Below are 25,525 nucleotides of genomic sequence, written 5' to 3'. Positions count from 1 at the left end.
TGCGCCTGATGGCTTTTTCGTCATATTGAGCCGCGCAGTAGCGAAAACTGACTGTCTGGTGTAGACAGCCGCGAGCACGCGACAGCGCACATACTCGCAAATTGCCGCAGGAGCTTTGTCCAACCTCCCGCATTGCCGGGCCTGTTCCTGGCCAGACAATGCGCCTCCGCAACCCTGCGACGTTCGGAACCGACTGGCCTTGAAAACACTCACCCTTGTTCTCGCCCTCATGGGCCTTGCCCTTCTTACGGGAATCATGGCCTGGCTTGGCATCGGTCATGTTTTCAGCGCCATGCAGCGTATCGGCATAGGGGGCTTTGCGTCCATCGTCGGTGGTCAGGCGCTGGTTGATATCGGTCTCGGCATTGCCTGGTTCAGTGCCTGTCCCGAACTCGGGCTCTTTCGGGCCATTGCCTCACGCGCCGTGCGTGACGCCGCCGGGAACTGCCTGCCCTTCTCCCAGCTTGGCGGCATGGTGATTGGCATACGCGCCACATGCAGCATCCCTACCCTCACCCGCAGACTCGGCCCGCTCCAGTGGCCTGCGGCTGTCGCCACCAACATCGTGGATATCACAACCGAGGTGCTGGGTCAGATCGTGTTCGTGATCATCGCCCTCGCCTGCCTGTTCGACCATGCGGGCACCAACAGGTTCACCTGGCCTGTTCTGGGCGGCATGGCGCTTCTTGCGCTTGGCATCGCTGGTTTCATCTGGACGCAGCAGCGTGGCGGGGCTGCTATCCATTATGCCGCCCGCTTTCTGGGCCGTCATATTGCCGATGGCTGGCGCACCTCGCTGATCGACAACATGGATAATTTCCAGGCCGAACTCGATCAACTCTGGTCACGCCCCGGTCGCATCGCTCTGGGAGCCACCATCCACCTTCTTTGCTGGCTCGGCGGCGCCGCCATTACCTGGCTCTCACTCGAATTGCTGGGTGCCCATATCGGTGTTGTCGGCGCCATCGCCATTGAAGGTGTCGTTTGCGGCCTCATGTCCGCCTCGTTCCTTGTGCCAGCCGCTCTGGGCGTTCAGGAAGCCGCCTATGTCGCGCTCGGCTATTTCTTCGGCGTCGATGCCGAAATCTCACTGGGCCTGTCGCTGCTGCGTCGTGGCCGTGACATCGCCATCGGTATCCCCGTCATGGCCTTGTGGCAGCTTTCCGAAATGCGCCGCCTGCGTCAGCCCAAGCGCCCGACATCCGCCGATACGACCCTCGATTACGCTGACACATCCTCACGGAGCGAAGCCTCATGACCACGCCCTTGTTCGAGACGCTCTGCGTCATCGGTCCCGGTCTGATCGGCTCCTCCGTCCTGCGCCGGTTGCGCGAGCGTCCCGGTCTGGTCAATCACCTCGTCGTCGCCGATCGTGACCCCGCGGTACTCGATCGGGTGCGCGCCCTCGATCTGGGCGACGAGATCACAGCCGATCTCGCCAAGGCTGTCGCCGATGCTGATTGCGTCATGCTCTGCGTACCCGTCGGGGCTATCGCCCCGGTGGCCGAGGCCATCATGCCCCACCTCAAGGCGGGCGCGATCCTGACCGATGTCGGCTCGACGCGCCGTAGCGTGGTTGACGCCCTCACACCCCATCTGCGCGACGATATTGCCTATATCCCGGCCCACCCCATGGCCGGTACCGAACATTCAGGCCCGGATGCCGGCTTTGCCAGCCTGTTCGAGGATCGCTGGTGCCTCCTGACGCCGGACCCCCACGCCCCGCAGACCGACATCGACCGTCTTGCGGCTTTCTGGAGAGAAATGGGGGCCCGTATCCGGATCATGGATGTCGATCATCACGACACGATCTGCGCGATGGTGAGCCACCTGCCTCATCTGATCGCCTTCACCATCTGCGGCACCGCCGATACGCTTGCAGAAGACATGCGTGCCGAAGTGCTGGATTTTGCCGCCTCGGGCTTTCGCGATTTCACCCGTATCGCCGCCTCAGACCCGACCATGTGGCGTGACATCTTCCTGAACAACAGCGACGCCCTGCTCAGCGTGCTGGACCGTTTCAGCCAGGACGCCGCCGCCATGGCCAAGGCCATTCGCGAGGGCGACGAGAAAACCATTGTCGATACGATCTCGCGCGGTCGACGCATCCGTCGTTCCCTGCTCGAAAATCGTCAGGCCTGAGCCTCTGCCTGCTGGCAAGTGTAGAGGATGGTGGGTCGTCGTCGTGGGGCGTTGCCCCATATCCCACCAAAGGACGGTCGTCCTTTGGAAACCTGTTTGAATAAATCAGGTGTTGAGGGAAGTGGCTCTTGTCGAAATGCGGGACAATGTCACCGCAGGAATGTTGGGCTCGCACATTTGGCAGTCCTGGGGCTTAGCCCCACACGCCACCGAAGGACACTCGTCCTTCGGGAGTCTACCTGTGCCAATCGGGATACAGGGACTGCGCCCTGTCCCGGGCGCGGGGCAGAGCCCCGCACCTGACCCTGATCAGATCGTGACAACACGCAGGGTGTTGGTCGAACCCTGCTGCCCGAAGGGAAGGCCGACGAGCAGAACCAGCTTGTCACCCTTCTCGGCATAGCCTTCGGAAACGGCCAGACCGACCGCCTGATCGACCACGCCTTCAACACCGTAAACCGGCGTTTCCTGACCCACGGACATGGCGCGTACGCCCCAGACCATGTTCAGACGACGAGCGGTTTCATCATCCGGCGTCAGCGCCAGAACCGGGCAATCAGCGCGCTCACGGGCAATCTGCAGGGCGCCACGGCCGCTCTGCGTATAAACCACGATCACGGCAGCCGAGACCGACTGGGCAACATGCCAGGCGGCTTCGGCAATAGCGCCACCGGTCGTGCCGTCGCTGTCAGGGCGAAGAGCCTCTTCCTGCATGCGCCACTCGAGATCGTTCTCGACGCGACGCGTCACGCGGGCCATCACCTCGACGGCTTCGCACGGATACTTGCCCGCAGCGCTCTCGGCCGAAAGCATTACGGCATCGGTGCCGTCGAATACGGCGTTCGAGACGTCAGATACCTCAGCGCGCGTCGGCGTGGGCGAGGTGATCATGCTTTCCAGCATCTGCGTGGCCACGATCACCGGCTTGCCCTGAAAGCGCGCTTCACGAATGGCACGCTTCTGCTCGATCGGCACTTCCTCGGCAGGGAGTTCGACACCAAGGTCGCCACGCGCCACCATCACAGCGTCAGAAAGCGCGATGATGTCGCTCAGACGCTCCATGGCCTGCGGCTTTTCGAGCTTGGTCATGATCCAGGCGCGACCCTTGGCAATGTCCTTGGCTTCCTGCACGTCCTCGGGGCGCTGCACGAAAGAAAGGGCCACGTATTCGACACCAAGGTCGAGCGCGAAAGTGAAGTCCTTGTGGTCCTTCTCGGTCAGGGCCGGGATGGGCAACACAACGTCAGGCACATTCACGCCCTTGCGCTCTGACAGCCAGCCACCGACTTCAACTTCGGTCTCCATATGCGTTTCGTCGCAGGAGATCACACGCAGACGCATCTTGCCGTCATCGAGCAGCAGGCGGCTGCCGGGCTCGGCAGCGCGCATGATCTCGGGGTGCGGCAGACAGGCGCGACGGGCATCACCCGGCGTACGATCCAGATCCAGACGGAAGCGTGCGCCTTCAATCAGTTCCACCTTGCCATCGGCAAAGGTGCCAACGCGCAGCTTGGGGCCCTGCATGTCGGCCAGAATGGCCAGCGGGCGACCAAGTTCGGCTTCAACATCACGGATGGTGGCGTGACGCTTGGCATGGTCTTCATGCGAACCATGCGAGAAGTTCAGGCGAAACACGTCAGCCCCGGCCAGCGCCAGGGTACGGATCATCTCATGCGTGGAGGAGGCCGGGCCGAGGGTCGCAACGATCTTCGTGCGGCGCTGTTCGGCCTCTTTCTTCACTCCCGTACCCTGAGCCGAAGCTGCTTGAGGTGAGGACGTCATACTGATCTCCGATCCATTTGCTGCACGTTGCATATCATAGCTTCAGCTAGGCTGAAGCGTCTCTCCTGGCAACAGCCCCCAGAACACACGTCTGGGAAGCCATCCCGTATAGCCCTTGACCACCACCTTGCACCATGTTGACCCCTGGGGGCACAGCTTGAGCGTGCCCACTGTCCCGGGTTGCAACACAGCCACGACAGCGCTGTTTTCATCCGATTGGCTGTAGAGCAGCGTATCGCCTTGGCGCTGTCGTGCCTCGGTCTCGTTCGGCACATAGCCCAGCACGCGGGCATCGGCCTTGCCAATCACGTCGCCTGATTTGGCCGAGGCCTCACCCACTGCAGCAGCATGACCCTCGGGTGGTTGCCCCGGAATCACGAAAGTGCGCTGTCCGACGAGCGTCGCCTGATGGACCCAGCCCTTCATACCGTCCGAATCCTCGATCAGACGCCAGACATCAAACTCGCGCTCGACCTCAACCGGCAGACCACGGCGATGATAGACCCATTCGATCGGATAGCGCTGACCCGGCCCCTTGCGCATGAACACCTTGTCGGCACGCATTGCGGCAAAGCGTGGCAAGGGCAGACCCGTGTTGGTTCCCTTGTCCTGCGGCGGTGCATCAGGTGCGGCGGCAGCCGCTGCGGCAGCATCGTCACTGGCAGGTGGCGTGGCAGGCTGGGCGGCAGCTGTCGCCGCACCCGCTACAGCGGCACCGGCAGCGACACCTGCGGCCGTGCGCACATGATGCTTGCCCGCATGATGCGCATGAGCCGCCCGGGCTTCCTCCGCCGCACGTGCGGCCTTGCGCTTTTTGCGGCTACCCGCGGTCGTCCCGTCTGTCGCCTTTGCCGCGGTCGCTTTCGTTTTACCGTGATGGGCAGAAGCACCGTGTGCTGAGCTCTTGCCACTGGCAGACGCCGCCGCCGTGCCATGTTTGTGATGGTGAGTCGCGTGTTTGGTCGTCTGGGGCGCGGCTTCTGCCTGTGCGCCAAGCGGCAGCAGAATCGCCAGCCCGATGCCGTAGACGATGCGGAATGTCTTCATGGGTGCATGGGTGCCAAGTTGTGGCGTTCGGGGCAAGAGGGGGGCCGCTTCACAGGCTCAGAATCTGGGCATCGATCGTGCGTTCCAGAAACGTCGTCACCCCACAGATACGCACGCCGGGGCACAGATCGGCCTGCGTCAGACCTGAGGCCTTCATACCGGCTTCGCAGGCCAGCACCTCGCCGTCCAGCTCGAAAATGGCAGAACGCAGCGTTTCGAAGCCAGCAACGCCACGCGACTGAAACATCTGATCGAGCCCCACGTCGTCGAGCGAGGACCAGTCCCGGCATAACGCCGCAACACTCAGCCCCCCACCGAATAGGACGACTTCACGCCCCAGAGCCAGAGCCCCTGCTGCGAGCACAAAAGCGTGATGAGCCCGTTCGAACGAGCGATCTGCAAGCGTAATGCCCATGACACGCATCATACGCCCTCACTCCCGCTCCCGGACCCTGCCCCTCGGCCACAGCACGGACAGTCGGGATCGGCTGGGAGATCGAAACTACGGAAACTCGCCTCCAGCGCATGCCAGATGAGAACACGACCGCTCATGCTTCGCCCGAGACCCAAGATTTCCTTCAGGGCCTCAGTCGCCATCAGCGTACCAATCACCCCCGTAACCGCGCCGAAAATGCCCGCCTGACCGCAGCTCAGCGCCGCGTTTTCATCGGCATCGGGATAAAGACAGCGATAGCAGGGGCCACCACGTTGGGGAGCAAAGGTGGAAAGGCTCCCCTCAAAACGCTGTACAGCGCCCGAAACGAGCGTTTTGCCCAAGGCATGACAGCAATCAGCCACCGCGTATCGGGTTGTGAAGTTGTCACTGCCGTCGCAAACAAGGTCGTACTGGCTGACAAGTGAGGGCAGATTATCGGCATCCACCCGCAGGTCATGCGGTATGACCTCGATACCCGGATTGAGTCCGCCGAGCCTTTCCGCCGCCTGCTCGGCCTTCCCGCCCCCGATATCCTGCGTGGAAAACAGGATCTGCCGTTGCAGATTGCTCAGCTCCACCCTGTCATCATCCACCAGCCCGATGCGACCGACACCCGCCGCGGCGAGATAAAGGGACAGCGGGCTTCCGAGTCCCCCTGCACCGATCACGAGCACTGACGAGTCGCGCAGCTTTGCCTGCCCTGATGCACCCACTTCGGGCAGCAGGATATGGCGTGAATAGCGGTGCAGTTCCTCGTCGGTGAAGGTCAGATCAGACAAGATGGACGACATTGCGAAGAGGGAATCCGGGCTGGAAAGAAAACTTCATCGGCTTTCAGGATTTAGATGACAAAAGCCTGCGTGATCCCATAGCATAGTGATGTTCAGTGAAGAAAACAGAGGCATCTGCCATTCGGAACCAGGCTTGTTACCGGCTTGATCGATAAAGGCACGCATAGGCTGCGTGTTCACGTCCCTTTCGCCAGTTGCAGAGAAAAGAAATGAGAGACCCCGCAGGATTGCCCCCGGCAGGAATGCCCGTAGAACTCGCAACGTTCCCGGACAGGCTGTCATGGCCATCCAGCAGGAAGCTGCCTCATATTGCTGGCGCCCTGATGGTTGCCGTTGTCTGCATCTATGCGCTCTCGCCTTATCTGGCGCTTTGGTCGCTCTCCTCTGCCCTGCGCACGCATGACACGACGACCCTTGCCCAGCATATCGACTGGAGTGCGCTGACGACCAGCCTGAAAACCGAGGCGATCGATGCGCTGATCGGACCACCGCCAGCTTCTGACGATCTGCCGGATTTCGGCTCATCCTTCGCCACCAGTGCTGTCTCGCATGCGATTGATACACGTCTGACGCCTGAGTTGCTCATGACCTTCGCCTCCCAAATGGTCACAGGACACCAGCCTGCGGCTTCCCTGAGCATGAGCGAACTTTACAGCAGACTTTCGGCTCATTTCGTGTCGCCTCTGCGCTTTGAAGCCGGACTCGTCACGACGCCTGGTCAGAAACCGGCCATTGTGCATATGAAATTCGAGCAGTGGCACTGGAAGATCACCCAGTTGGATCTTCCCAAGGCAGCCTGACGCCCTCTGCGCTGCCGCGGTTTTACCGGCGGCAAGTAAGGGTGCGCTGTGCCTGACACCGCCGAGTGGCCGTCTTATCGCGCTCAGCACGCCACCAAACCCAAAATGGCGACTTCCCATACGTCAGCGGGATCACCGCCTAGCGCGAAAACCCAGACCGAGACGGCGCAGAACACGGGCAATCGTATAGGGCACGACCAGCATACGGCGCGACCTTTGTCTCAGGCACAGCAGATAGAGCCGCAGCTTGAGACGGTCCTCAAGGCGCAGCCGCGTATTGGCTGCCACCAGGGATGCGAAGGTATCGAGCATCCCCACCAGTTCGTCACTATACTGCGCCATGCGCTTTTCGTGCTCGTAGCGCGAAAAATAGATCGACTTGAAAGCCTCTCCGGCGATCAGATTGCAAAAGCGCGGAAAGATCAGATCACGCACATACACGCTGCGTCGCTCAGGATCGGAGTCGAACATCCCGCAGAGCTTGCTGATATAGCGCATACGGCTGCGGCTCATGCGGATGCTGTAAGAGGTGCTGTTCTTGTTGATGCACCAGACGGTCACAGCTTGCGGGAAGAAGTAGTTTGTATAGCCCTTGCGGAAAATCCGCAGGAAAAGATCGTCATCCTCATAACCCATGAACTGAGGATCAAAGCCGCCCACGGCCTCGAACGCGGCACGGCTGATGATCGAGGCTGAAGGCAGGACATGCATGTCACGCTCAAGCAGATCCTCGATCGAGATCTTGGGGTGCTTGCTGTAGCGCGCGGCGATCGAGGTGGCGACAATATGCCCCTCCTCATCGGCCTCCATCAATTCACCATAGGCCCAGCCAAAATGGGGGTCTTTCGTCCTGACCTGTTCGAGCAGCAGTTCGATATGGTTTTTCAGGAAAAAGTCGTCCTGATCGAGAAAGCAGATATAGGCCGACTGTGTGAGCGATACGCCCAGATTGCGTGCACTTCCCTGCCCGCCATTCTCCTTGCGATGCACCGTGACACCGGATTTCGCAGCGATTTCAGCCAGGGCGATGCGCTCCGACTCGCTTGATCCATCATCGATGATCAGAAACTCATCGGCGGGAATGGTCTGTGACAGAACGCTTTGTATCGCCCGATCAATGTATTTCGAGCCATTATAGAAAGGAATAATAACGGCGACAGAGTTCAGCCTTGCATCGGCCATGGACAAACGATCCTTGATTTTCCAGGCTCGTACATTGCTACGCAAGCGCATGACGGCATAGCGCCCGGCTCCGTAATCTGGATGCACATACGCTACCCCAATCCGCGTTTCTCATGCACACAGATCGTGAAGGCGCTGCCCTCGCCGGGAACCCTGCTCCCGATGATTCCAACATTGTGCATAATGTGAATGGGGACAGAGGCCAAACTGAGGCAGGGAGATGTCGGCCGTCACCACCCTCTGAGCATCGCCCTCATACGCTCCGGGAGTGATCCAGCATCTTTCGGAAGGGGCGTGGCCTCGCGTCTGCCTGCATGTCAGGAGAGGTCGTGCCCGGCCTGTCTTTCATGCGTAATCTTGCAGAAAGACAGGTAGATGCCCGGCGCAACGTCTTCCGTCAGGCCGGAGGGAGATCTTCCTCAAGGACGGTGATGTGAATGGCATAGGAGACCTCGCCTTCGTCATCATCCCGGTGCACGGTGCCGATCACCTCGCCATTGACGGCCAGCTCAACCGTATGGCCAGCGCGTGCCGGGGCATTGATCGTCAGTTGCTGGGAACCGAGCAGACGACGCAGGGTCGTTTGCAGACGGGACAGCTCCGAAGCAGAAATAGCAGCCATGATAACTCCTGGAATTTGGCAGGTTGTGCGATCTGTAGAACATCCCGCCCCCCTGTGAAACCACCTTTAACGTCTATCCAAAGTTACGGATTGGGCCACGATGCTGCCATGATTCATCGGCACGCTTCACGCCTTCGTCATTGATCTGGGATTTCCAAGACAGGGAGAACCATGCGTCGCATCCTCTTTGCCTTTGCGCTTCTCGTGTTTGCTCCGGCCGGGTCGAGCCTCGCTGCCGGCGTGCCGCCTCATTTCGGATCAGCGCTGTCACGGCAGATTTCCAGTGACGGCCCCCGTGCTGCGGCGTGGTCGCTCACGCTCAATCACGACTGGGCCAAGGTGGAACAGAATGTCGCGACGAATGATCCAGCGCTGAGCTCGGCGACGCTGCGCGCGCTTCTTGATTACACACCCCGGTTCGAGCGATCCGCCATGCAGCATGCCCTACGGGCAAGATTGCAGAATGACGCTCTTTCCGGACTTGCTGTGCTATCACCGGTGTCTCACAGCCCTTATTCGGGGCACGCCATATGCGGGGGTGGTGAGGCACGTTGGAAGCATCAGGTTGCACCCATGGTTACCGCGACTCATGACATCGTTTATGCCTTGCAACGCGAGTCTTGTTTAAATGCGTTAAGGTTACATTCCAGGCATTGAAACGCATGGCTTGAGCAGGCACACAGAACTTCTTCCCTCAAGTTCTGTTGTCATAACGAAACCCTCATGGGTTCCCTGCTCCCTTTTCGCATCGAGGAAAATCTTTGACTTCCACCCTGCGTCTCGCCCTCGGCGTTCTACCGCTCGTGGGCCTCACTGGCTGCGGCTATTTCGACTCACGCGAAGCCCACAGGGCACAGCTTGCCATGATCGGCATGACATCGAACGATCTTCAGGCCTGTGCGGGCATTCCGGCATCAACCAAGACCCTGAACGACACCACGCAGATCTACCAGTATACTGCGACCATGAATTTGCCCACGGCAAGCGATTCAACCATCATCCCGGTTCAACAGCTCTTGAACATGACGCAGGTTACGCTAGGCGGGGCTGGCACGACGTGCAAGGCGATCATACGCCTCGACCATGACCGGGTCTCCGAGGTCCATTATGCTGGTGATGATGACGAGATCATCGGCTCCGACGGTATCTGCTCGATCATTACCCGTGGGTGCGCCAGACAACCCGAGGCCAGCATGCGCAAGGTCAGCGGGGGTCCGTTTGGACCTGTCTCCGCGTTCCATTCGCCTGCAGCGCCCAATCAGAGCACGACCGCGACCTACAACAAGCAGTCCGGCGAGACCGTGCCGAACTATACCGACAAATCGAAGCCGGTTATCGTACCACGGCCCTGAACAGCGCACCGGTTGCGATTTCCTGCTTCATGCGGGCAATCGCGGCGGGCAAGCCGCTGAAGATTGCCTCGCCAATCAGGAAATGTCCGATGTTGAGCTCTTTCAGCCCGGGCAGACCCGCCACTCGTCCCACATTGGCGTAAGTGAGCCCATGACCGGCATGAAGCTCCAGCCCGCTCGCAGTGGCGGCCTGCGCACCTTCAAAAAGCCTCCGGAACTCTGCCTCGCCGTCGTCATGGGCATAAGCGCCGGTGTGCAATTCCACCACCTGTCCACCAATTGCGGCCGCAGCCTCGATCTGGACAGGGTCAGGGTCCACGAAGAGCGAAACACGGATACCGGCGTCTCTCAGCCGCGCCACCTTGCCGCGTAAGTCATTCATCTGACCTGCCACGTCGAGGCCGCCTTCGGTCGTCACTTCCTCGCGTCGCTCGGGCACAAGACAACAGGCATGAGGGCGCAAGGCGCAGGCCATACCAACCATTTCTTCCGTCGCGCCCATTTCGAAATTGAGCGGCACGGTCAGTTCACGACGCAGCCTCTGCATGTCTTCATCACGTATGTGGCGCCGGTCCTCGCGGAGATGCGCCGTAATGCCGTCAGCGCCATGCATGGCTGCCAGCAGGGCTGCCCCGACCGGATCAGGATGCGTGCCACCCCGGGCATTACGGACGGTCGCCACGTGATCGATATTCACGCCAAGTCGGATCATGGTCTTTTTTCCTTGCCTGAGGCACATCTCGCGCCAAGATCACGCGCAAGACGCAAGGCTGAAAGCAGGCTCGTCGGATCGGCCCTGTTTTTGCCTGCAATCGCAAAGGCTGTCCCGTGGTCGGGCGATGTCCTGACAATGGGCAGACCCAGTGTCACATTCACACCGCTGGCCATGTCGAGCGTCTTGAGCGGTATCAGCGCCTGATCGTGATACATGCACAGCGCCGCGTCATAGAGTGGCCGTGCAAGATCCATGAAAAGCGTATCGGGCGGATACGGACCGCTGGCATCAATGCCAGCTTCGCGCAGAATCCTGATGGCCGGCTCGATCATGACCTGTTCTTCCAGGCCCATCACCCCGCCCTCACCCGCATGAGGGTTCAGGCCAGCCACGGCAATACGTGGCGCCTCAAACCCGAAGTCACGGCGCAAAGCCTGAGCAAGTGCCTTGCCAACCTGCACGATTTTATCCGTCGTCAGACTGTCCAGCGCCTCGCGCAGGCTGACATGCACCGTGACCGGCACCACACGCAGCTGTGGCGAGGCCAGCATCATGATTTCCTTACCCGGCACGCCGCAAAGCGAGGCCAGGAATTCGGTATGACCCGGAAAGCCGAAACCGGCAGCTTTCAGCACCACCTTGCTGATCGGATTGGTCACGACGGCGCTAACGCGCCCCTCAAGCGCCAGCCGGGTAGCGCGCTCGATCGAGGCGATCACCTGACCTGCCATTGCGGAATCTGGCCGACCCGGAACGACAGGGCCGGGAAGATACACGGGCAGAACAGGCAGGGCATGGGGGAATACCGCCTCTGCCTGCTCAGGTTCGTCCACGATCTGCGTGGGAATCCCCTCGATCAGAGCCGGATCACCAATCCACAGGAACCCCTCGCCTTGTGTCCTAAGCTGCTCCCAGGCCTTGACGGTCAATTCAGGGCCGATCCCGGCAGGATCGCCCATCGTGAGTGCAGGCAGCATCATGCCCCCCTCAAGGGTCACTTGGTGGAAAAGGCATCCAGAATACGAACCCAGGAGCGAATTCCCTTATGGAAGGATTCGACACCATATTGCTCGTTGGGCGAGTGGATACGATCGTCATCCTGGGCAAACCCGACAAGGAGCGAGTCCATGTCGAGCGCTTCCTTGACCTCGGCAACAACAGGGATCGATCCACCGCAGCCGATCGATACGGCAGGAACACCCCATTCCTCGCCCAGCGCGGCCAGGGCAGTTTTCAGAAATGGCCCCTCTTCCGGCACGGCAAAGCCGCTCGATGCACCATGCTCGGCAAAGCTGACCTTGGCATCTACCGGCAGGACGGATCGGACATGGGCGCGGAACGCCTCACGGACGCGCTCCGGGTTCTGCCCCGGTACCAGACGGAACGAAACCTTCGCCATGGCACGAGCCGGGAGCACGGTCTTGAAACCATCACCCTCATACCCGCCCGAAATGCCGTTGATCTCATAGCTTGGCCGGGCCCAGATCTGCTCGATGGCCGTAAAGCCATCCTCACCGGCAGCGCTCGACAGCCCCACCGGGCCAAGTGTCGCCGCGTCATCCGGGAAAATGGCTCGCCACTGCGCGCGAACCGTGTCGGACGGCGCAACCACCCCATCATAGAACCCGGGAAGCGTCACACGGCCCTTGTCGTCACGCACACTGCCAAGTGCCTTGCAGAGCAGTTCGATGGGATTGCGCGCTGCATTGCCGAACATGCCTGAATGAAGGTCATGCGTGGCGCAGTCGATCACCACTTCCTCACCAACCAGCCCACGCAGCCCCGTCGTGATCGCCGGTGTGCGCCGATCGGGCATGCCGGTGTCGCAAATCAGCGCCACATCGGCCTTGAGCTCTGCGGCATTGGCCTTGAGGAACGGCATCAGATTGGCTCCGCCGCTTTCTTCCTCACCCTCGATCAGGATCGAGATCTTCAACGGCAGATCGCCCTTGATCGCTCTCCAGGCACGGCAGGCTTCGATGAAGGTGAGCAGCTGTCCCTTATCGTCGGATGCACCACGCGCCACGATGATCTTGCGGCCATCGGCCTCTGTCACAATGGCGGGGTCAAAGGGATCACTCTTCCACAGATTGAGCGGGTCCGTGGGCTGAACGTCATAATGGCCATAAAACAGCACATGCGGGCCGGATGACGCTGTCTGCTCATGACCCACAACCATCGGGTGCCCGGCTGTTTCACGCACGCTGGCATCGAACCCGAGGGCTGAGAGCTCCTCACGCAGCCATTCGGCGGCGGCCCTGCAATCGGCAGCATGTTTCGGCTGGGCCGAAACACTCGGTATGCGCAGGAAGGCAAAAAGACGATCCAGACTTTTTTCCAGATCCCGGTCGACCTGCTGCAATACCGCTGCCGTGCTGTCAGTCACGCATCTCTTCCTTTACCAAGCTCTGTCGCAACAAGGAGGCAAGCGTCTCGCGATAGACGGTCGTCATCACTCGTGCCTGCTGCCTCGCCTCATCAGACAGACGCTGCCATGTCTTCCGATCCTGATAAAGGGTGACAATCGCCTCTGCAAATGCATCAGGGTCGAGCGCGGCAATTTGCGCCCCGGCAAGCGGCTGATTTCCCCCGGTGACGGCGGGTAGCCCACAAGCCCCTGCGCTCATACGCTCGTATGCAACCTGCCCCTCGCAGATGTCGGGGGCAACTATGAGGCGACATTGAGCCGCAAGATCCTGAAAATCAGACTGGCCAGCCAGAAGCGGTGCAACATTCTGATGGTGCGTGATCATGGCAAGCTCGTAGGACTGCGTTGTTTCGCAGGCCAGAATGAGCCGGACCGGCTCCGACAAACGTCCGTTGAGACGCGTCATCACACTGCGCACGAACCATTTGAGAAAAGCCGCACTGTAGCCTGCAACCAGCGCGGGCTGCGCAGCAAAAAGAAGATCATGCCTGCGGTCGAAATCCGGGCTTTCCTGTGACGGCAGGTCATCACCCAGGATTGTCACACCGGTAACACCCACCTCACCCAGTATCCCGGCCTGGATCGCATCGGCCACGACGATATCCTGGCAGAACCAGGCATTGCCTGCTTCGATAGCAAACAGATCAATGCACCCATCGCTATCATTCGCCTCGGGCACAGCCTGCACCTTGCGGGCATCGCACCGGGCTTCAACCGCTTCAAGCCAACGAAGGTCGAGAATAAGCCCCTCTTCTGGCAGCAATGCCGCCTTCTCGTTGCAGAGATCGAATATCATGTTGAGCGTATGCCCCCCCATGATCCAGATCCTGTCAAAACCGCGAGGACGCTGCTCGAACAACTGTCCGAGTTCGTCCACCCCGCCACGCAGATATTCAACCTCGTCCGGCAGCATGGCTCTGCCCCTGTCAGTACGCAGGCTGTGCTCGTCCAGTGCGAAAACTGTCACCTGCTGGCGATACGCCACCAGGTTTCTGCACAGGGAATGCAGGCGTGCCCGCTGCGCGAACTGCTCCGCGGGAATTGCACGCTTGATGACAAGAATACGCTGCCCCCAGCGAGCTGGCTTGTGCAACACGCCGGGATCCGCGGGCCGATGGGGCAGATTTCCGCGCAGCACTTCGGCGAAGTGACGGCGCAGCACAAGGGTTTCCTGCGCGGCCAACGTGGTACCTGCCGGCTCACGCGGGGCAACACTGATCAGAAAATCCGGGTCGTATCTGATCTGGCCTGTACGCAGGGTCTGGCGCAGGGAAAGAGACAGTGCCGCCCATATGTGTGTCGCGATACGAAGCTTGACGAGGGCGTCATCAGGTACGGGAACAGCCCGCAGAGCGTCCGACCGGCACAGAAGAGCTCCGCCCCCTGCACCATCGCACGGACGAACGAAGTCAACGCCTGGCGAGAATGCCTCTGCCCCCTCGCCATATGCAATGCAGTGGCCATCCCTGGTGACTGAGAGCCCGGCCTCGACCACACGCAGATCAAGCCCCAGAACCTGGGGAGCAACCGCAATAACGTCTGTCTGTTCAAGCCGCATCATTGCAGCCTCAAGTGCACCCGCGAACAGCGTGGTTCCAGAATCAATCAGAAGCACCTTCGGGGCAGCTATCGCCAAGCCGGCCCTGAGCCAGCCACCCTGCAGGTTGAGCTTCCCCGACGCGATTACTTCGACACCGTAAGCATAGCGGTTGATATTGGCTGTTTCGTCACGCGCATGACCACTGAGCAGAATGACCTGCATCGAACCACAATTGGCCGAATGAAGTGACGCGAGCGTTTGCACCAGATCAAGAAACGTATCAGGCGCGTTGATAATGACGCTCAGGCGCGGCGGACCCACATAGCGAAAATCAAGCGGTGTACGGGAAACAAGCGGCATAAGCGTCTCACCGCGCATTGCCTGCAACGCAGCCAACGCACGCAACGAAGGCAGTTCGAATGGCTCACTCTCACCGGTCTCGCCTGCCTGCTTTACGATCTGCACGAAAGCATTGTCGCAAATATCCCGCCAGCCCGGCATGTCGCCGTCACGGCAAAGGGGAGGAAGGGAGATCGTCTCGCACGGGCTGCGTCCCTCAAAAACGCCATGATGCACGAAATGCTCGTAGCCGTTGCGCAAGGCGCGGGCCCGCACCTGCTCATTCACATCGTCATAACGCGTGAGATAAAAGGCCTCATCGAAATAGGGATTCGGGCAGAAAGCCGTAGGATCCTCGTTCGACAGATAGTGATGCAGCGCAGAAGCATATTCCTTCTGTGCAATCAGTGTGCTCACTGCGGGATATTGTTCCAGGTACCATACCGGATCGAAATACCAGGAGGTACGCAGGGCTGTGACATCAGGACCCAGCAAGACCCGGGAGAACTCTCCTTCCCCGAGGTCATGGGGCAGACGTCTCTGAAAAATCTCGGTGCGCAAAACGTCAGGCACGAAGAACGCCGAGCTGACGCGACGCTCCTGCTGCCCGATTGACAGGTAATGGTCGTACCCGTTGGCATAGCCCATCTGCCGCACGAGAGCGGGGGTCAGATCGGGGTTCAGTCCAAAATAGTTACTCTCGGAAAACAGCCAGTGGCAGGAGCGGCCACGATGACCAGTCTCGCAATAATGCTGAAATCCGGAATCGAACACACCCATCCTGATCCCGTTTTCCACATCGAGATGGGCCCTACGATACCATATCTCATCGAAATAACGGTTGGGTGAGTGCGCATAACGTGCCCCGTCACGCAGCCAGAACTCATAGAGTCCCCGATCATCCGGCAAACTGCCGGTCATGCCGATGACAGCCTCTCGATAGCGTTCACGATACCACCCCGGATCGAACACCGCCCAGAGCGGGACACTGGCACGAGGTTCGTCACCTGGTCCGATCGCAGCGAGAATATTGGTGATCTGTGTCATCGTTCCGGTCCGGTCTTTTCAGGGCGTATAAAGTTTAGGATTGGGCACGACGACTCAGCATAAGCGCATGAAAATCCACGGGCTGAATATTGACCACCGGGAAACCGGCCTCCCGAATCAGACTCAACAGAACATGTCGCGCAGCAGGAAAGAGCCGACGCGGCGCCTCGACCAGAAGCAGTTCTTCAAGCTGGTCAGGGCGCGCATTCTGGACAGTAAACAGACCGGAATAGGCCAGTTCGATCTTGTACAGCGTCTCGGGTTCAGGCGCGTCGGGGGTTGGTGCCGTACGATACCCCACCCCCTGGAGTACCAGGGTCACCTCGAAATTTGGTTGATCCTCGGCCAGCTGACGCGCGTTCACATCAATGCGCAATCCGATATGCGGCCTGGCCGGAAGGCTGAAAAAAACCTCTGGGGTACCAATCGAGGCAATCGTGGAGGATTTCAGATACTGTGTTCCGGAGACAAGCAATGTCTCCAGGACGGCCTGATCTGCACGTCCGGACGGCTCCCTGCTTTCGCTTTTTGACATGGTATCCCGTTCCTTTGATATCTTTCGATGTCTATGCTTGCCAACAACAAGCATAGTCCGCCAGTGCTTCTGTCATGACTTGGCGATCAAGACCAGATGAGGCACGTCAAACCAGGGTTCTGGTCATGTTTTAAAACAGACCATGCATCCAACGCTGCAAATCTCCTGTGCCGCCCCTTGCCAGACATGGCCTGCCCTTCTCAGAAAGACTGGCCACGCAGGAACCCCAGTGCCGGCAGGGGCGACCAGCTGCGAGGCAACTCGGCTCGGCCGATCGACCGCACATCGTAGCGTAAAGGAGCCTTTTGCTCCGAGGCCAGGAAATGCCGGTATTCATGGACCTGTCGGCTGCGCCACTCGCAATCAGCCTGAGCGGCTTCGCGTGTGGCATGCACGTTGGCGATACGGCTGCGTCGCCCCTGCCAGGCCATGACAGCCCATAGCCGGTCCGTATTGGGAAGAGGCGGGCGGAAGGTGATAAGCTGGGACATGATTGGGTAAAGCCTCGCTCAGGACCATGCACGGCCTGCCACGCCACCATGCCATCTGGCCCCGGGTCAAGAAAAAGCAACAAACCTTGCCGCTGGCAGGAACCCGGGCTAAGGCGATACGATGAATGCGCGGCACGATATTCTTGCGTCGCCACCCGGAAATAAGGGGTCTTTGTGATGGTTCGCCTGCTCGTTATCGTCGTTTTTCTTGTTGTTCTCATCACTTTTGCTTTGAGCAACCCCGATGCACAGCCTCTGTGGATTGTTTCCTATGGCTGGCAGTTCTCGGTCGGGATGCTGGTTCTGGGCGTAGGCGCTGCCAGCTTCCTCATTGGCGGTTTCGTGATGTTCATCGGCGAGATCAAGCAGCGCTCAAGAGCCCGCAAGGCCGAGCAGCAGGTGCGTGCCCTTGAAACGCAGGTGCTTGACCTTCACCAGCGTATTGACCGCCTGACAATCGCAACCGACCCGAGCCGCGCGCCCTACGAGACCCAGACCAGCACCGTTCCGCCTGCCCCCTGATTTGACCAGGCCTCCCCATCCGGACGGCCTGCCCCATTCCAAGCCCCTGTATCGAGACATTTTCATGAAACGTACCCGCCTGATCGCCGCCCTCGACACCCAGAGCCTCGACCAGGCACGTCACTGGGCGAGCGCGCTCGATGGTCATGTCGATGCGATCAAGCTTGGTATGGAATTCACCTATGCCCAGGGTTTTTCCGCCCTGCGTGAGGTCGCAGGTCGCAATCCGCTTTTCCTCGATCTCAAACTGCATGACATCCCAAATACAGTTGCCAAAGGCCTGAGCAGCCTCGCCCCGATCGGGGCGTCGCTTCTGACGATCCATGCCAGCGGTGGTGCTGCCATGATCACGGCGGCAAGACAGGCAATCGACGCGAGCTACCCGCCGTTGCATCGGCCAGTGTTGCTCGCCGTGACTGTTCTGACCAGCATCGATGAGGCAGCCCTGCGTGAGATCGGTGTGCCCGCCACGCCTCGCGAGCAGGTGGTGCGTCTTGGGCGTCTGGCCATGACGGCAGGGGCGGACGGCCTCGTCTGCTCGGCCGAGGAAATCGCCCCTCTGCGTGATGCGCTGGGTGACGCACCCGTTCTGGTCGTGCCCGGCATCCGCCCTGCAGGGGCAGACGCCAATGACCAGAAACGCATCATGACACCTCGTCAGGCGGCGCAGGCAGGCGCAGACTGGATTGTGGTAGGTCGCCCCATCACCCAGGCCGCCGACCCGGCCGCTGCTGCCGCTGCCATTCAGGCCGAGCTGGCTTCAGCATGAGAACTGCGGCCACGCAGGGAAACCTCCGAGCCGAAGCAGATCAGGTTGGCGTGAAGATTTGCGGGATCACTGATGCTTCTGCGCTCCAGGCAGCAAGTGCGGCAGGGGCCAACTGGATAGGCCTCGTTTTCTTCGATCGCTCACCCCGCCATGTCACACCTGATCAGGCAGCGGCCCTTCTTGAGCAGGATAGGGCCATTCGCCCCGCGGTCGTCGGTCTTTTCGTCAGAGCCACCGATGACGCTATCGCGGAAACCCTGGCCAGTTGCAACCTCGATATCCTGCAGGTTTATGACACGCCAGATCGTGCACGCAGCCTTAGGCAGAAATTTGGTCGACCCGTCTGGCTCTCATGCCCGGTCACCACGCGCAATGATCTCCCTACAAGCCGCGATCTGGACGGATTTGTAATCGAACCTCGCGCGCCTGCCTCTGCTGCCAACCCCGGTGGCAATGGTCTGCGGCTGGACTGGAGCGTCCTTCGTGACTGGCAAGCTCCCGCGCCCTGGATGCTGGCCGGGGGCCTTACCCCTGACAATGTCCGACAAGCCATTGATGAGAGTGGCGCAGCTTTCGTCGATGTGTCCTCTGGCGTTGAATCCGCGCCCGGCCGGAAATCAACCACTCTGATACGAAACTTCGTCGAAAATGCCCGTGCGCCGCATTGCGGCCCTTGCGCGCGCGATAGAAACTGATATGGTCCGCCCGCGCTGGAGAGATGGCCGAGCGGCTTAAGGCGCACGCTTGGAAAGCGTGTGTACGTTAATAGCGTACCGTGGGTTCGAATCCCACTCTCTCCGCCACCCCCCAAAACATGACCGCAAGGGTGACCTTGACACATCAGGTCTTCAGCCCGCCCCGACGCAAGGCGACTGACACTGATATGTCCCCAGGCCGCCATTAGAGTGCACGATCACATCCCGAGAGAGCCATTGCTCCCGAAGCGGGAGGCACGTCATGGCTTTGGAACCGTTGGACACCGCATCCGCACCCTGAGGATGCTCGATGGTTTCATGATACGGCTTTACGAACAACACCAGCGGGATACGCCAGCCAGCCTCGCCCGCAGGAAAGCGGCCGGCGAGGATACATCTACACCAGCCCCTTCAACAGGTGATCTCTTGGGCACGCTTCAGAAGCGCGGCACCCACAGGGAAGTTCGAGATAACACCCTCTTGTGGGTCCCCCTCGGAGAGGTTTTCCCGCTCACAACACTCCCCCGCAAGGGGGAAGATTTTAGCTGATGGTGAAATCGCTGGTCTTGAGATCAGTAACCCCGAGGAAGGTTACCTTGGCATTGCCGTCGATCATGACGGACGTATTTCCACCCGATACCGTAGCCGTATTCAAAATGCTCTGAGCGGCGGCATCGGCAGAAGAAGGCTTGTAATTGTAGAGGAAGAACTTGTTAGCAGCGGCCCGGAAGTCTGTAATGGTGAAGGTGCCAGCAGTGTGGTTGTTCAGCATACCAAAAAGATTTCCGGCGCCGGAGCCGCCCGTGACCGTGGCGGAAGTCGCAGTGTCTGAGGAGCCGGTGAAAGCCGTACCAAGATAGAACTGGTCGGAGGCCGTGCCGCCAATCACCGTCTGCTGTCCCGCACCAGTCCAGGCTGCAAGGCCACCTGCAACGTTACGCCCATCAATGTTCTGGGCGCCGGTCGTATAGGGCTGGTTTGCCGTGAAAAGCAGGCGTGACGCGGAACTCAGTGTTGCGGTCAGTCCGTCAGCCCCATAGATCGTCCCGCTCCCGGCTGAAATGGCAGTTTTTCCGGTACCGGAGATAAAGGAGAGTGCCCCTCCCACACTGATCGTCTGGTCACTCCCATGCACGACCTGCAGATTGCCCACGGCCGAGATTGTGTCGCCCTGGGTGCCAGTCACGGTTGCGGAGCCCGAGCTGACATTCACGACGGAAGAAGTACCCCCGTAAACCGAGCTGTTATCAGCCACCGTGATCCGGTTGTTGCTCGAGAAATCCATAACCGCGGCATTCGTCTTGAGGAGTGCCGTCGAATTCCCCCCCTGCAGCGAGACAGTATCGATCGCCCCGGCTGCGCCGTAGATCGTATCCTGACCCACCGAATTTACGAAGTTGTTCGATCCACCGAGATAGATCAGGTTGTTCCCGGTTCCCCCCGTAATGGTGTTCGTGCCTTGCGCGCCATATATCGTATCATTGCCTGCGCCAGTCGCAATATTCCACTTTCCCGTGGATCCAGAAGCGTTAAAGACGTTGTTACCCTGCGTGCCCGCAAAACTGCCCGAGCTGTTACCGACCTTTACGGTGGAACCATATTGGTTGCCGGAAACTATATTTATATAGTTTGCAGTATCCTGTGTCGTATCAAGTATCGTACTGCCATTCAGTGTGCTGCTGTCAGTCGATCCAACAACAATATGGGTGTAATTTCCCGATACGCCGTATGTCCCGGCACTGTCGATAATGGCCTGCGAAGCCTTCTGTGAAGAAACATAGCCATTCGAGCCAGTGGAGAGAATACTGTTATCAAGCGATCCTGCCGCGAGCATGGTCTGGATGCTCGATGCATAGGTTTTCGCCATCATGCCCGCCGTGTCGCTGGAGCTATAGGGCACATAGACAGTGTTGTTGACACCCTTGACGACAAGATTGGGCATGGAGACCTCGCTGGTTATCTGCGTTGACGCGTTATCTTCTGGTACGATCGAAACGACCTTTGCCGTGGTTGAACGATCTGCATAAGTGACGTTCTTGCTGGTATCGTAGGTGATGAGCGGATCTTCGACGTTGTAATTACCGGTCACATCCGTCGCCTGGCCGGTACCAATCGTCTCGACTCCGATATAACTACCGCTCAGGTACCAGTTACTCAGGTTCTCAAGATCGCTGGCCATATTGGGGTAGAGGCGAACGATCGACTTGATGGCAGCCATCAATCCCTGGTTTACGTCGATGGTCGTCTGGTACATGACGCCGTTATTTGAGGCGAAAGTAGGATTGATGTAATCAGCCTGCGAACCAGTGAAGTTATAAATAGAACCACCGATCGTCGATGTGATCGAAGCGTAGCTTTGTGGCTTCCCCTTGTAATCAATCGTTTCAAATTGAAGAAATATACCAAAACTCATGGATGGCCCATGATAATTGATCGTGAAGTTCATCCCGGCCTGATAGACACCAGTTGTGCCAGAATAATTGCTTATTCCCTGCTTGAGAGACGCTGTTATCTGATGGTTGAACGAGTACTGGCCATCAACTGCCTTGACTGCGGAGAGCTGAACATCAAGCAGATGACCGCCCTGAGCTGCCATCTGATAGATATAATGACCGTCATCCGGATCCTTGAAGACGTTGTAGCTCGTCTTGCCTGCTGTAGATGTCGCAGAGCCCTGCGTCCAATGCCCGACAGAATAGCCGAAATTACTGTCCCAAACGCGGGTGTCATCACCAGTGAGCGGATCAAAGGCCGTCGCCTGATTCCATTGGATGATAGCCCAGTCAGGGGATTGCTCGCCACTGAGCTCAGACATGGAACTGTTATAGATAATCTGCCCATTAACGACCTGCTGCGTATTCATCGGCAGATTGGGGCCGCTTACACTAGGGTTACTGTATACATAGGTTGTCGTATCAGTATCATTCGTACCCATCGTTAATTTGACCCTCTTGTTTCGTTAAATAAACTCTACGCCCCGTGCGCTTTACAGTCTGCACCCAGGAGATTTAAATTCCATTAATTCACAGACAAATTTCTCACCAGAATGTGATATTAAAATACATCGCGGCAAGGGAACGAAACTACGAATTATTCCGCGTTTACTGTCTGCGCTTTTATAATTATCTATAAAGACTTAGTGCGCCAATCTAGAAAAAATGAAGAATCCCATATTCCTCCACTATCTGACTGTTACAGATGTCAAACTTCGTTAAGAGCTGCATCTCGAGCCGTTATCAACTATCAATATACCCATGAAATGGGTTCCTCCCTTGCCGCAGGGGCAGGAAAAGATGCTGTCCTTTCCAATATTTTTACTGAGCATCCTCGCAGCCAGATACGAGACTCAGGCCAGATCGCACTCCCTGCGCATAGCGGAAAGAGAACTGGAGCGACACAACCGCGCTTCGGGTCGATGCACGGCGCCCACAAGGTATGGGCACAGAACATATGACAGAAGGATAGCGGGCGTTCAGGCCCGGAAGGGGGCATCCATGCGTCTTGTACCTTGCTCCTCAAAGGGGAGGCCGGAGCCAGGGAAGCGGGATAAAAAAAACCCCGGACAAGCCGGGGTCTTTTAAACATGTTCTCGATGAGAATCTGCTTAGCGTGGTGCGAGCACCATGATCATCTGACGGTTCTCAAGCTTGGGCATCTGCTCAACCTTGGCCTTGTCTTCCATCTCGGTGCGGATGCGCTCAAGCATCTTGATGCCGAGTTCCTGATGGGCCATTTCGCGCCCCTTGAAGCGCAGCGAAACCTTGACCTTGTCGCCTTCAGCCAGGAAGGAATTCATGGCGCGCAGCTTCACCTGGTAGTCATTTTCATTGGTGCTGGGGCGCACCTTGACTTCCTTGATCTCGATGACCTTCTGCTTTTTGCGCGCTTCGTTCTTCTTCTTCTGCTGTTCGTATTTGAACTTGCCGTAGTCGAGAATCTTGACGACCGGCGGCTCAGCCGTCGGGCTGATTTCCAGAAGGTCGAGTCCGACCGAATAGGCGCGTGCAAGAGCATCGCGCGTTGTCATGACGCCAGCCATTTCGCCGTCGGCGTCAATCAAGCGCACCTGAGGAACGCGGATTTCCTCGTTAACTCGGGGCCCTTCACGGGTGGGTGCGGCCTGCATCGGTGGTCTAGCTATGGTCGTCTCCTGTCGACGTTTTCAGATCTTGTGCTTGTCGGCACTTCAATACGCGCAACCCGGCCAAAAATTTCATCACCTTAGCGTGACGAAATTAACGGCTTGTTTGCGGGAAGGCCGGTGCCCCGACATAGTCACGAAGCACCGGGATTGCAAGGTTTTCGCGTCTGTCTGCTGCGTTTCAGCCCTGCAAGCGTTGCATATCGGGTGCCTTGGCTTCTTCGCCCAGAAGTGTGACCACTTCCTCAAGGCCCAGAATTTCCTGTGCTGCGCCGCCCAGACGACGCATGGCCACCTTGCCTTCTTCCGCCTCACGGCGCCCCACGACGAGGATGACAGGAACACGGGCAAGCGAATGCTCGCGGATCTTCGCGTTGATCTTCTCGTTGCGCCCGTCCACCTCAACCTGAAGCCCGGCGCGGCGCAGCTTTGCAGCCACGTCCTGCGCATAAGGCTCGGCATCCGTCACGATGCTTGCCACCACAACCTGCGTCGGGGCCAGCCAGAGCGGGAACTTGCCGGCAAACTGCTCGATCAGGATACCGATGAAGCGCTCGAAGCTACCGAGAATGGCACGATGCAGCATCACCGGGCGATGGCGCGCGCTGTCCTCACCGATATAGGAAGCATCCAGACGCTCGGGCAGGATGAAATCGACCTGCAACGTGCCGCACTGCCAGTCGCGACCGATCGCATCCGTCAGCACGAATTCGAGTTTCGGGCCATAGAAGGCGCCTTCGCCCGGATTGGTCTCGAATGTCACACCCGCTAATGCACAGGCTTCCTTGAGCGCCTTTTCCGACTTGTCCCAGGTTGCGTCGTCACCCGCACGCGCATCAGGACGGTCGGAGAACTTCACGCGGAAATTCTCGAAGCCCAGATCGCGATAGACCTCATCGAGCATGGCAACGAACGTCGCCGTCTCGGCTGCAATCTGTTCCTCGGTGCAGAAGATATGCGCATCGTCCTGCGTGAAGCCACGGACACGCATGATGCCATGCAGCGCTCCCGAGGGCTCGTAACGATGACACGCGCCGAACTCCGCCATACGCAGCGGCAGCTCGCGATAGGAGCGCAGCCCATGGCGGAAGATCTGCACATGGCAGGGGCAGTTCATGGGCTTGAGGGCGAGGGTCTTTTCCTCATCCTCAACCGTCGCGATGAACATGTGCTCGCGATATTTGTCCCAATGGCCCGAGGCTTCCCACAGGGCACGGTCCACCAGCTGCGGCGTACGCACTTCCTCATAGCCATAGCGCGTCTGGATACGACGCATATAGTCCTGAAGCACGGTGTACAGACGCCAGCCCTTGGCGTGCCAGAAAATCTGCCCCACCGCTTCTTCCTGGATATGGAACAGATCCATCTCGCGGCCGATACGGCGATGGTCACGCTTCTCGGCTTCCTCTAGCTGATGCAGATAGGCGTCGAGTTCCTTCTGGTCGCGCCAGGCCGTGCCGTAGATACGCGTCAGCATGGGGTTACGATGGTCGCCGCGCCAATACGCGCCTGCCACCTTCATGAGCTTGAACGCCGTGCCGATATCGCCAGTGCCACGCATATGCGGCCCACGGCACAGATCGAGCCATGCCCCTTGGCGATAGATCGAGATGGTCTCGCTCTCGGGCAGATCGCGGATCAGCTCCGCCTTGAAGCGCTCACCCTTCTCCTCGAAGAAGGCAATGGCGGCGTCACGATCCCATTCCTCACGCTCGAACGGCGCATTGGCCGCGATAATCTCGCGCATCTTGGCCTCGATCGCCTCGAAATCCTCGGGTGTGAAAGGCTGATTGCGGAAGAAATCGTAATAGAACCCGTCCTTGATGGAAGGGCCAATCGTCACCTGCGTGCCGGGCCAAAGCGCCTGCACGGCTTCGGCCAGCACATGGGCGGTATCATGGCGGATCATCTCCAGAACGATATCGTCCTTGCGCGTAATGAAGCGCAGCTCTGAATCCTCGGCAATGGCCGTCGAGAGATCGACCAGCTTGCCATTCAGGCTCATCGCAACGGCAGCACGCGCCAGACCGGGACCGATCGAAGCCGCGACTGCCGTGCCAGTCGTGGCACCGTCGAACGTGCGAACGGAACCATCGGGCAGGGTAATGGCAGGCATGGAGATGCGCTCCTGGCGTAAGAGATAAGTTGA

At 59.1% G+C, this 25,525-nt stretch carries 23 protein-coding genes and 1 tRNA gene; 9 read left to right on the top strand and 15 right to left on the bottom strand.

Annotated features, from left to right (window positions below; all coding sequences use genetic code 11):
• The first annotated feature begins 199 nt into the window (after positions 1–199).
• Entirely contained in the window at positions 200–1,258 is a 1,059-nt protein-coding gene (locus ED655_RS14840; protein WP_240993701.1) for a lysylphosphatidylglycerol synthase domain-containing protein, read from the top strand.
• Positions 1,255–2,142: a prephenate dehydrogenase/arogenate dehydrogenase family protein gene (locus ED655_RS14835; protein ID WP_122050849.1), complete on the top strand. Its 888-nt coding sequence runs from the start codon at positions 1,255–1,257 to the stop codon at positions 2,140–2,142. Before ED655_RS14840 ends, ED655_RS14835 begins: the two co-directional genes overlap by 4 nt.
• A gap of 309 nt (positions 2,143–2,451) precedes the next feature.
• Here ED655_RS14835 and pyk read toward each other — a convergent pair whose 3' ends face one another.
• Genes pyk through ED655_RS14815 form a run of 4 tightly spaced genes read right to left on the bottom strand, consistent with a single transcriptional unit; the run spans position 2,452 to position 6,198 of the window.
• Entirely contained in the window at positions 2,452–3,924 is a 1,473-nt protein-coding gene (gene pyk / locus ED655_RS14830) for a pyruvate kinase (RefSeq protein ID WP_122050897.1), read from the bottom strand.
• Between the two features lie 42 nt (positions 3,925–3,966).
• Positions 3,967–4,971, bottom strand: coding sequence for an SH3 domain-containing protein (locus tag ED655_RS14825; RefSeq protein WP_122050848.1), 1,005 nt, complete (start codon positions 4,969–4,971; stop codon positions 3,967–3,969).
• Between the two features lie 49 nt (positions 4,972–5,020).
• Positions 5,021–5,398, bottom strand: coding sequence for a DsrE family protein (locus ED655_RS14820; protein ID WP_122050846.1), 378 nt, complete (start codon positions 5,396–5,398; stop codon positions 5,021–5,023).
• Positions 5,395–6,198: a HesA/MoeB/ThiF family protein gene (locus ED655_RS14815; protein WP_408735686.1), complete on the bottom strand. Its 804-nt coding sequence runs from the start codon at positions 6,196–6,198 to the stop codon at positions 5,395–5,397. Before ED655_RS14815 ends, ED655_RS14820 begins: the two co-directional genes overlap by 4 nt.
• A 242-nt stretch (positions 6,199–6,440) precedes the next feature.
• Here ED655_RS14815 and ED655_RS14810 point away from each other — a divergent pair, with 242 nt between their 5' ends.
• Positions 6,441–6,998 (top strand): DUF2939 domain-containing protein, encoded by a 558-nt coding sequence (locus ED655_RS14810; protein ID WP_162993556.1) that lies wholly within the window; start codon positions 6,441–6,443, stop codon positions 6,996–6,998.
• A 132-nt stretch (positions 6,999–7,130) separates the two neighbouring features.
• On the opposite strand, the gene ED655_RS14805 is transcribed toward ED655_RS14810, so the two are convergent.
• Together ED655_RS14805 and ED655_RS14800 are read right to left on the bottom strand one after the other, a co-directional pair.
• The gene (locus ED655_RS14805; RefSeq protein WP_122050895.1) at positions 7,131–8,180 is read right to left on the bottom strand and encodes a glycosyltransferase family 2 protein; all 1,050 of its coding nucleotides are present in this window, start codon (positions 8,178–8,180) and stop codon (positions 7,131–7,133) included.
• Positions 8,181–8,577: 397 nt separating this feature from the next.
• A complete protein-coding gene (locus ED655_RS14800) occupies positions 8,578–8,802 on the bottom strand; it encodes a DUF3126 family protein (protein ID WP_023979848.1) in 225 nt (74 codons plus the stop codon).
• 171 nt (positions 8,803–8,973) lie between these two features.
• On the opposite strand from ED655_RS14800, the gene ED655_RS14795 reads away from it, so the two are divergent.
• Positions 8,974–9,459, top strand: a complete 486-nt coding sequence (locus ED655_RS14795; RefSeq protein ID WP_122050844.1) for a hypothetical protein — start codon at positions 8,974–8,976, stop codon at positions 9,457–9,459.
• A 104-nt stretch (positions 9,460–9,563) separates the two neighbouring features.
• A complete protein-coding gene (locus ED655_RS14790) occupies positions 9,564–10,154 on the top strand; it encodes a hypothetical protein (protein ID WP_062165442.1) in 591 nt (196 codons plus the stop codon).
• Here ED655_RS14790 and ED655_RS14785 read toward each other — a convergent pair.
• The 6 genes from ED655_RS14785 to ED655_RS14760 all read right to left on the bottom strand — a co-directional run bounded on the left by ED655_RS14785 (position 10,135) and on the right by ED655_RS14760 (position 17,249).
• On the bottom strand, positions 10,135–10,866 hold the full coding sequence (locus ED655_RS14785; protein ID WP_122050843.1) for a pyridoxine 5'-phosphate synthase: 732 nt from the start codon (positions 10,864–10,866) through the stop codon (positions 10,135–10,137). The two genes, ED655_RS14790 and ED655_RS14785, sit on opposite strands and share 20 nt — an antisense overlap.
• A complete protein-coding gene (gene pdxA / locus ED655_RS14780; protein ID WP_408735690.1) occupies positions 10,863–11,843 on the bottom strand; it encodes a 4-hydroxythreonine-4-phosphate dehydrogenase PdxA in 981 nt (326 codons plus the stop codon). The genes ED655_RS14785 and pdxA overlap by 4 nt, the downstream gene beginning before the upstream one ends.
• A 20-nt stretch (positions 11,844–11,863) precedes the next feature.
• Positions 11,864–13,255: a M20/M25/M40 family metallo-hydrolase gene (locus tag ED655_RS14775; protein ID WP_122050842.1), complete on the bottom strand. Its 1,392-nt coding sequence runs from the start codon at positions 13,253–13,255 to the stop codon at positions 11,864–11,866.
• A complete protein-coding gene (locus ED655_RS14770; RefSeq protein ID WP_122050840.1) occupies positions 13,248–16,223 on the bottom strand; it encodes a glycosyltransferase in 2,976 nt (991 codons plus the stop codon). Before ED655_RS14770 ends, ED655_RS14775 begins: the two co-directional genes overlap by 8 nt.
• Positions 16,224–16,257: 34 nt before the next feature.
• Positions 16,258–16,758, bottom strand: a complete 501-nt coding sequence (locus tag ED655_RS14765) for a protein-export chaperone SecB (protein WP_162993555.1) — start codon at positions 16,756–16,758, stop codon at positions 16,258–16,260.
• Between the two features lie 200 nt (positions 16,759–16,958).
• The gene (locus ED655_RS14760; protein WP_122050837.1) at positions 16,959–17,249 is read right to left on the bottom strand and encodes a hypothetical protein; all 291 of its coding nucleotides are present in this window, start codon (positions 17,247–17,249) and stop codon (positions 16,959–16,961) included.
• A gap of 177 nt (positions 17,250–17,426) precedes the next feature.
• Here ED655_RS14760 and ED655_RS14755 point away from each other — a divergent pair, with 177 nt between their 5' ends.
• The 4 genes from ED655_RS14755 to ED655_RS14740 all read left to right on the top strand — a co-directional run bounded on the left by ED655_RS14755 (position 17,427) and on the right by ED655_RS14740 (position 19,343).
• A complete protein-coding gene (locus tag ED655_RS14755; RefSeq protein WP_122050836.1) occupies positions 17,427–17,771 on the top strand; it encodes a LapA family protein in 345 nt (114 codons plus the stop codon).
• 64 nt (positions 17,772–17,835) lie between these two features.
• Positions 17,836–18,540 carry an orotidine-5'-phosphate decarboxylase gene (gene pyrF, locus ED655_RS14750; protein ID WP_205836057.1) on the top strand — a complete coding sequence of 235 codons (705 nt, stop codon included), beginning with the start codon at positions 17,836–17,838 and terminating at the stop codon, positions 18,538–18,540.
• Complete coding sequence (locus ED655_RS14745) at positions 18,537–19,235, top strand: phosphoribosylanthranilate isomerase (protein WP_122050834.1); 699 nt, start codon at positions 18,537–18,539, stop codon at positions 19,233–19,235. Before pyrF ends, ED655_RS14745 begins: the two co-directional genes overlap by 4 nt.
• Positions 19,236–19,252: 17 nt before the next feature.
• Positions 19,253–19,343: transfer RNA gene (locus tag ED655_RS14740), tRNA-Ser, on the top strand.
• Between the two features lie 433 nt (positions 19,344–19,776).
• Here ED655_RS14740 and ED655_RS14730 read toward each other — a convergent pair.
• The 3 genes from ED655_RS14730 to thrS all read right to left on the bottom strand — a co-directional run bounded on the left by ED655_RS14730 (position 19,777) and on the right by thrS (position 25,492).
• Positions 19,777–22,170, bottom strand: a complete 2,394-nt coding sequence (locus ED655_RS14730; RefSeq protein WP_122050831.1) for a beta strand repeat-containing protein — start codon at positions 22,168–22,170, stop codon at positions 19,777–19,779.
• A 669-nt stretch (positions 22,171–22,839) separates the two neighbouring features.
• On the bottom strand, positions 22,840–23,361 hold the full coding sequence (infC, locus tag ED655_RS14725) for a translation initiation factor IF-3 (RefSeq protein WP_023979861.1): 522 nt from the start codon (positions 23,359–23,361) through the stop codon (positions 22,840–22,842).
• A 196-nt stretch (positions 23,362–23,557) separates the two neighbouring features.
• Complete coding sequence (gene thrS, locus ED655_RS14720) at positions 23,558–25,492, bottom strand: threonine--tRNA ligase (protein WP_122050830.1); 1,935 nt, start codon at positions 25,490–25,492, stop codon at positions 23,558–23,560.
• Positions 25,493–25,525: the final 33 nt, after the last annotated feature.

Origin of the sequence: Asaia bogorensis (genome assembly GCF_900465345.1) — a bacterium.
Classification (GTDB): Bacteria; Pseudomonadota; Alphaproteobacteria; order Acetobacterales; family Acetobacteraceae; genus Asaia; species Asaia bogorensis_A.
This window is presented reverse-complemented; position numbering and strand designations above follow the sequence as displayed.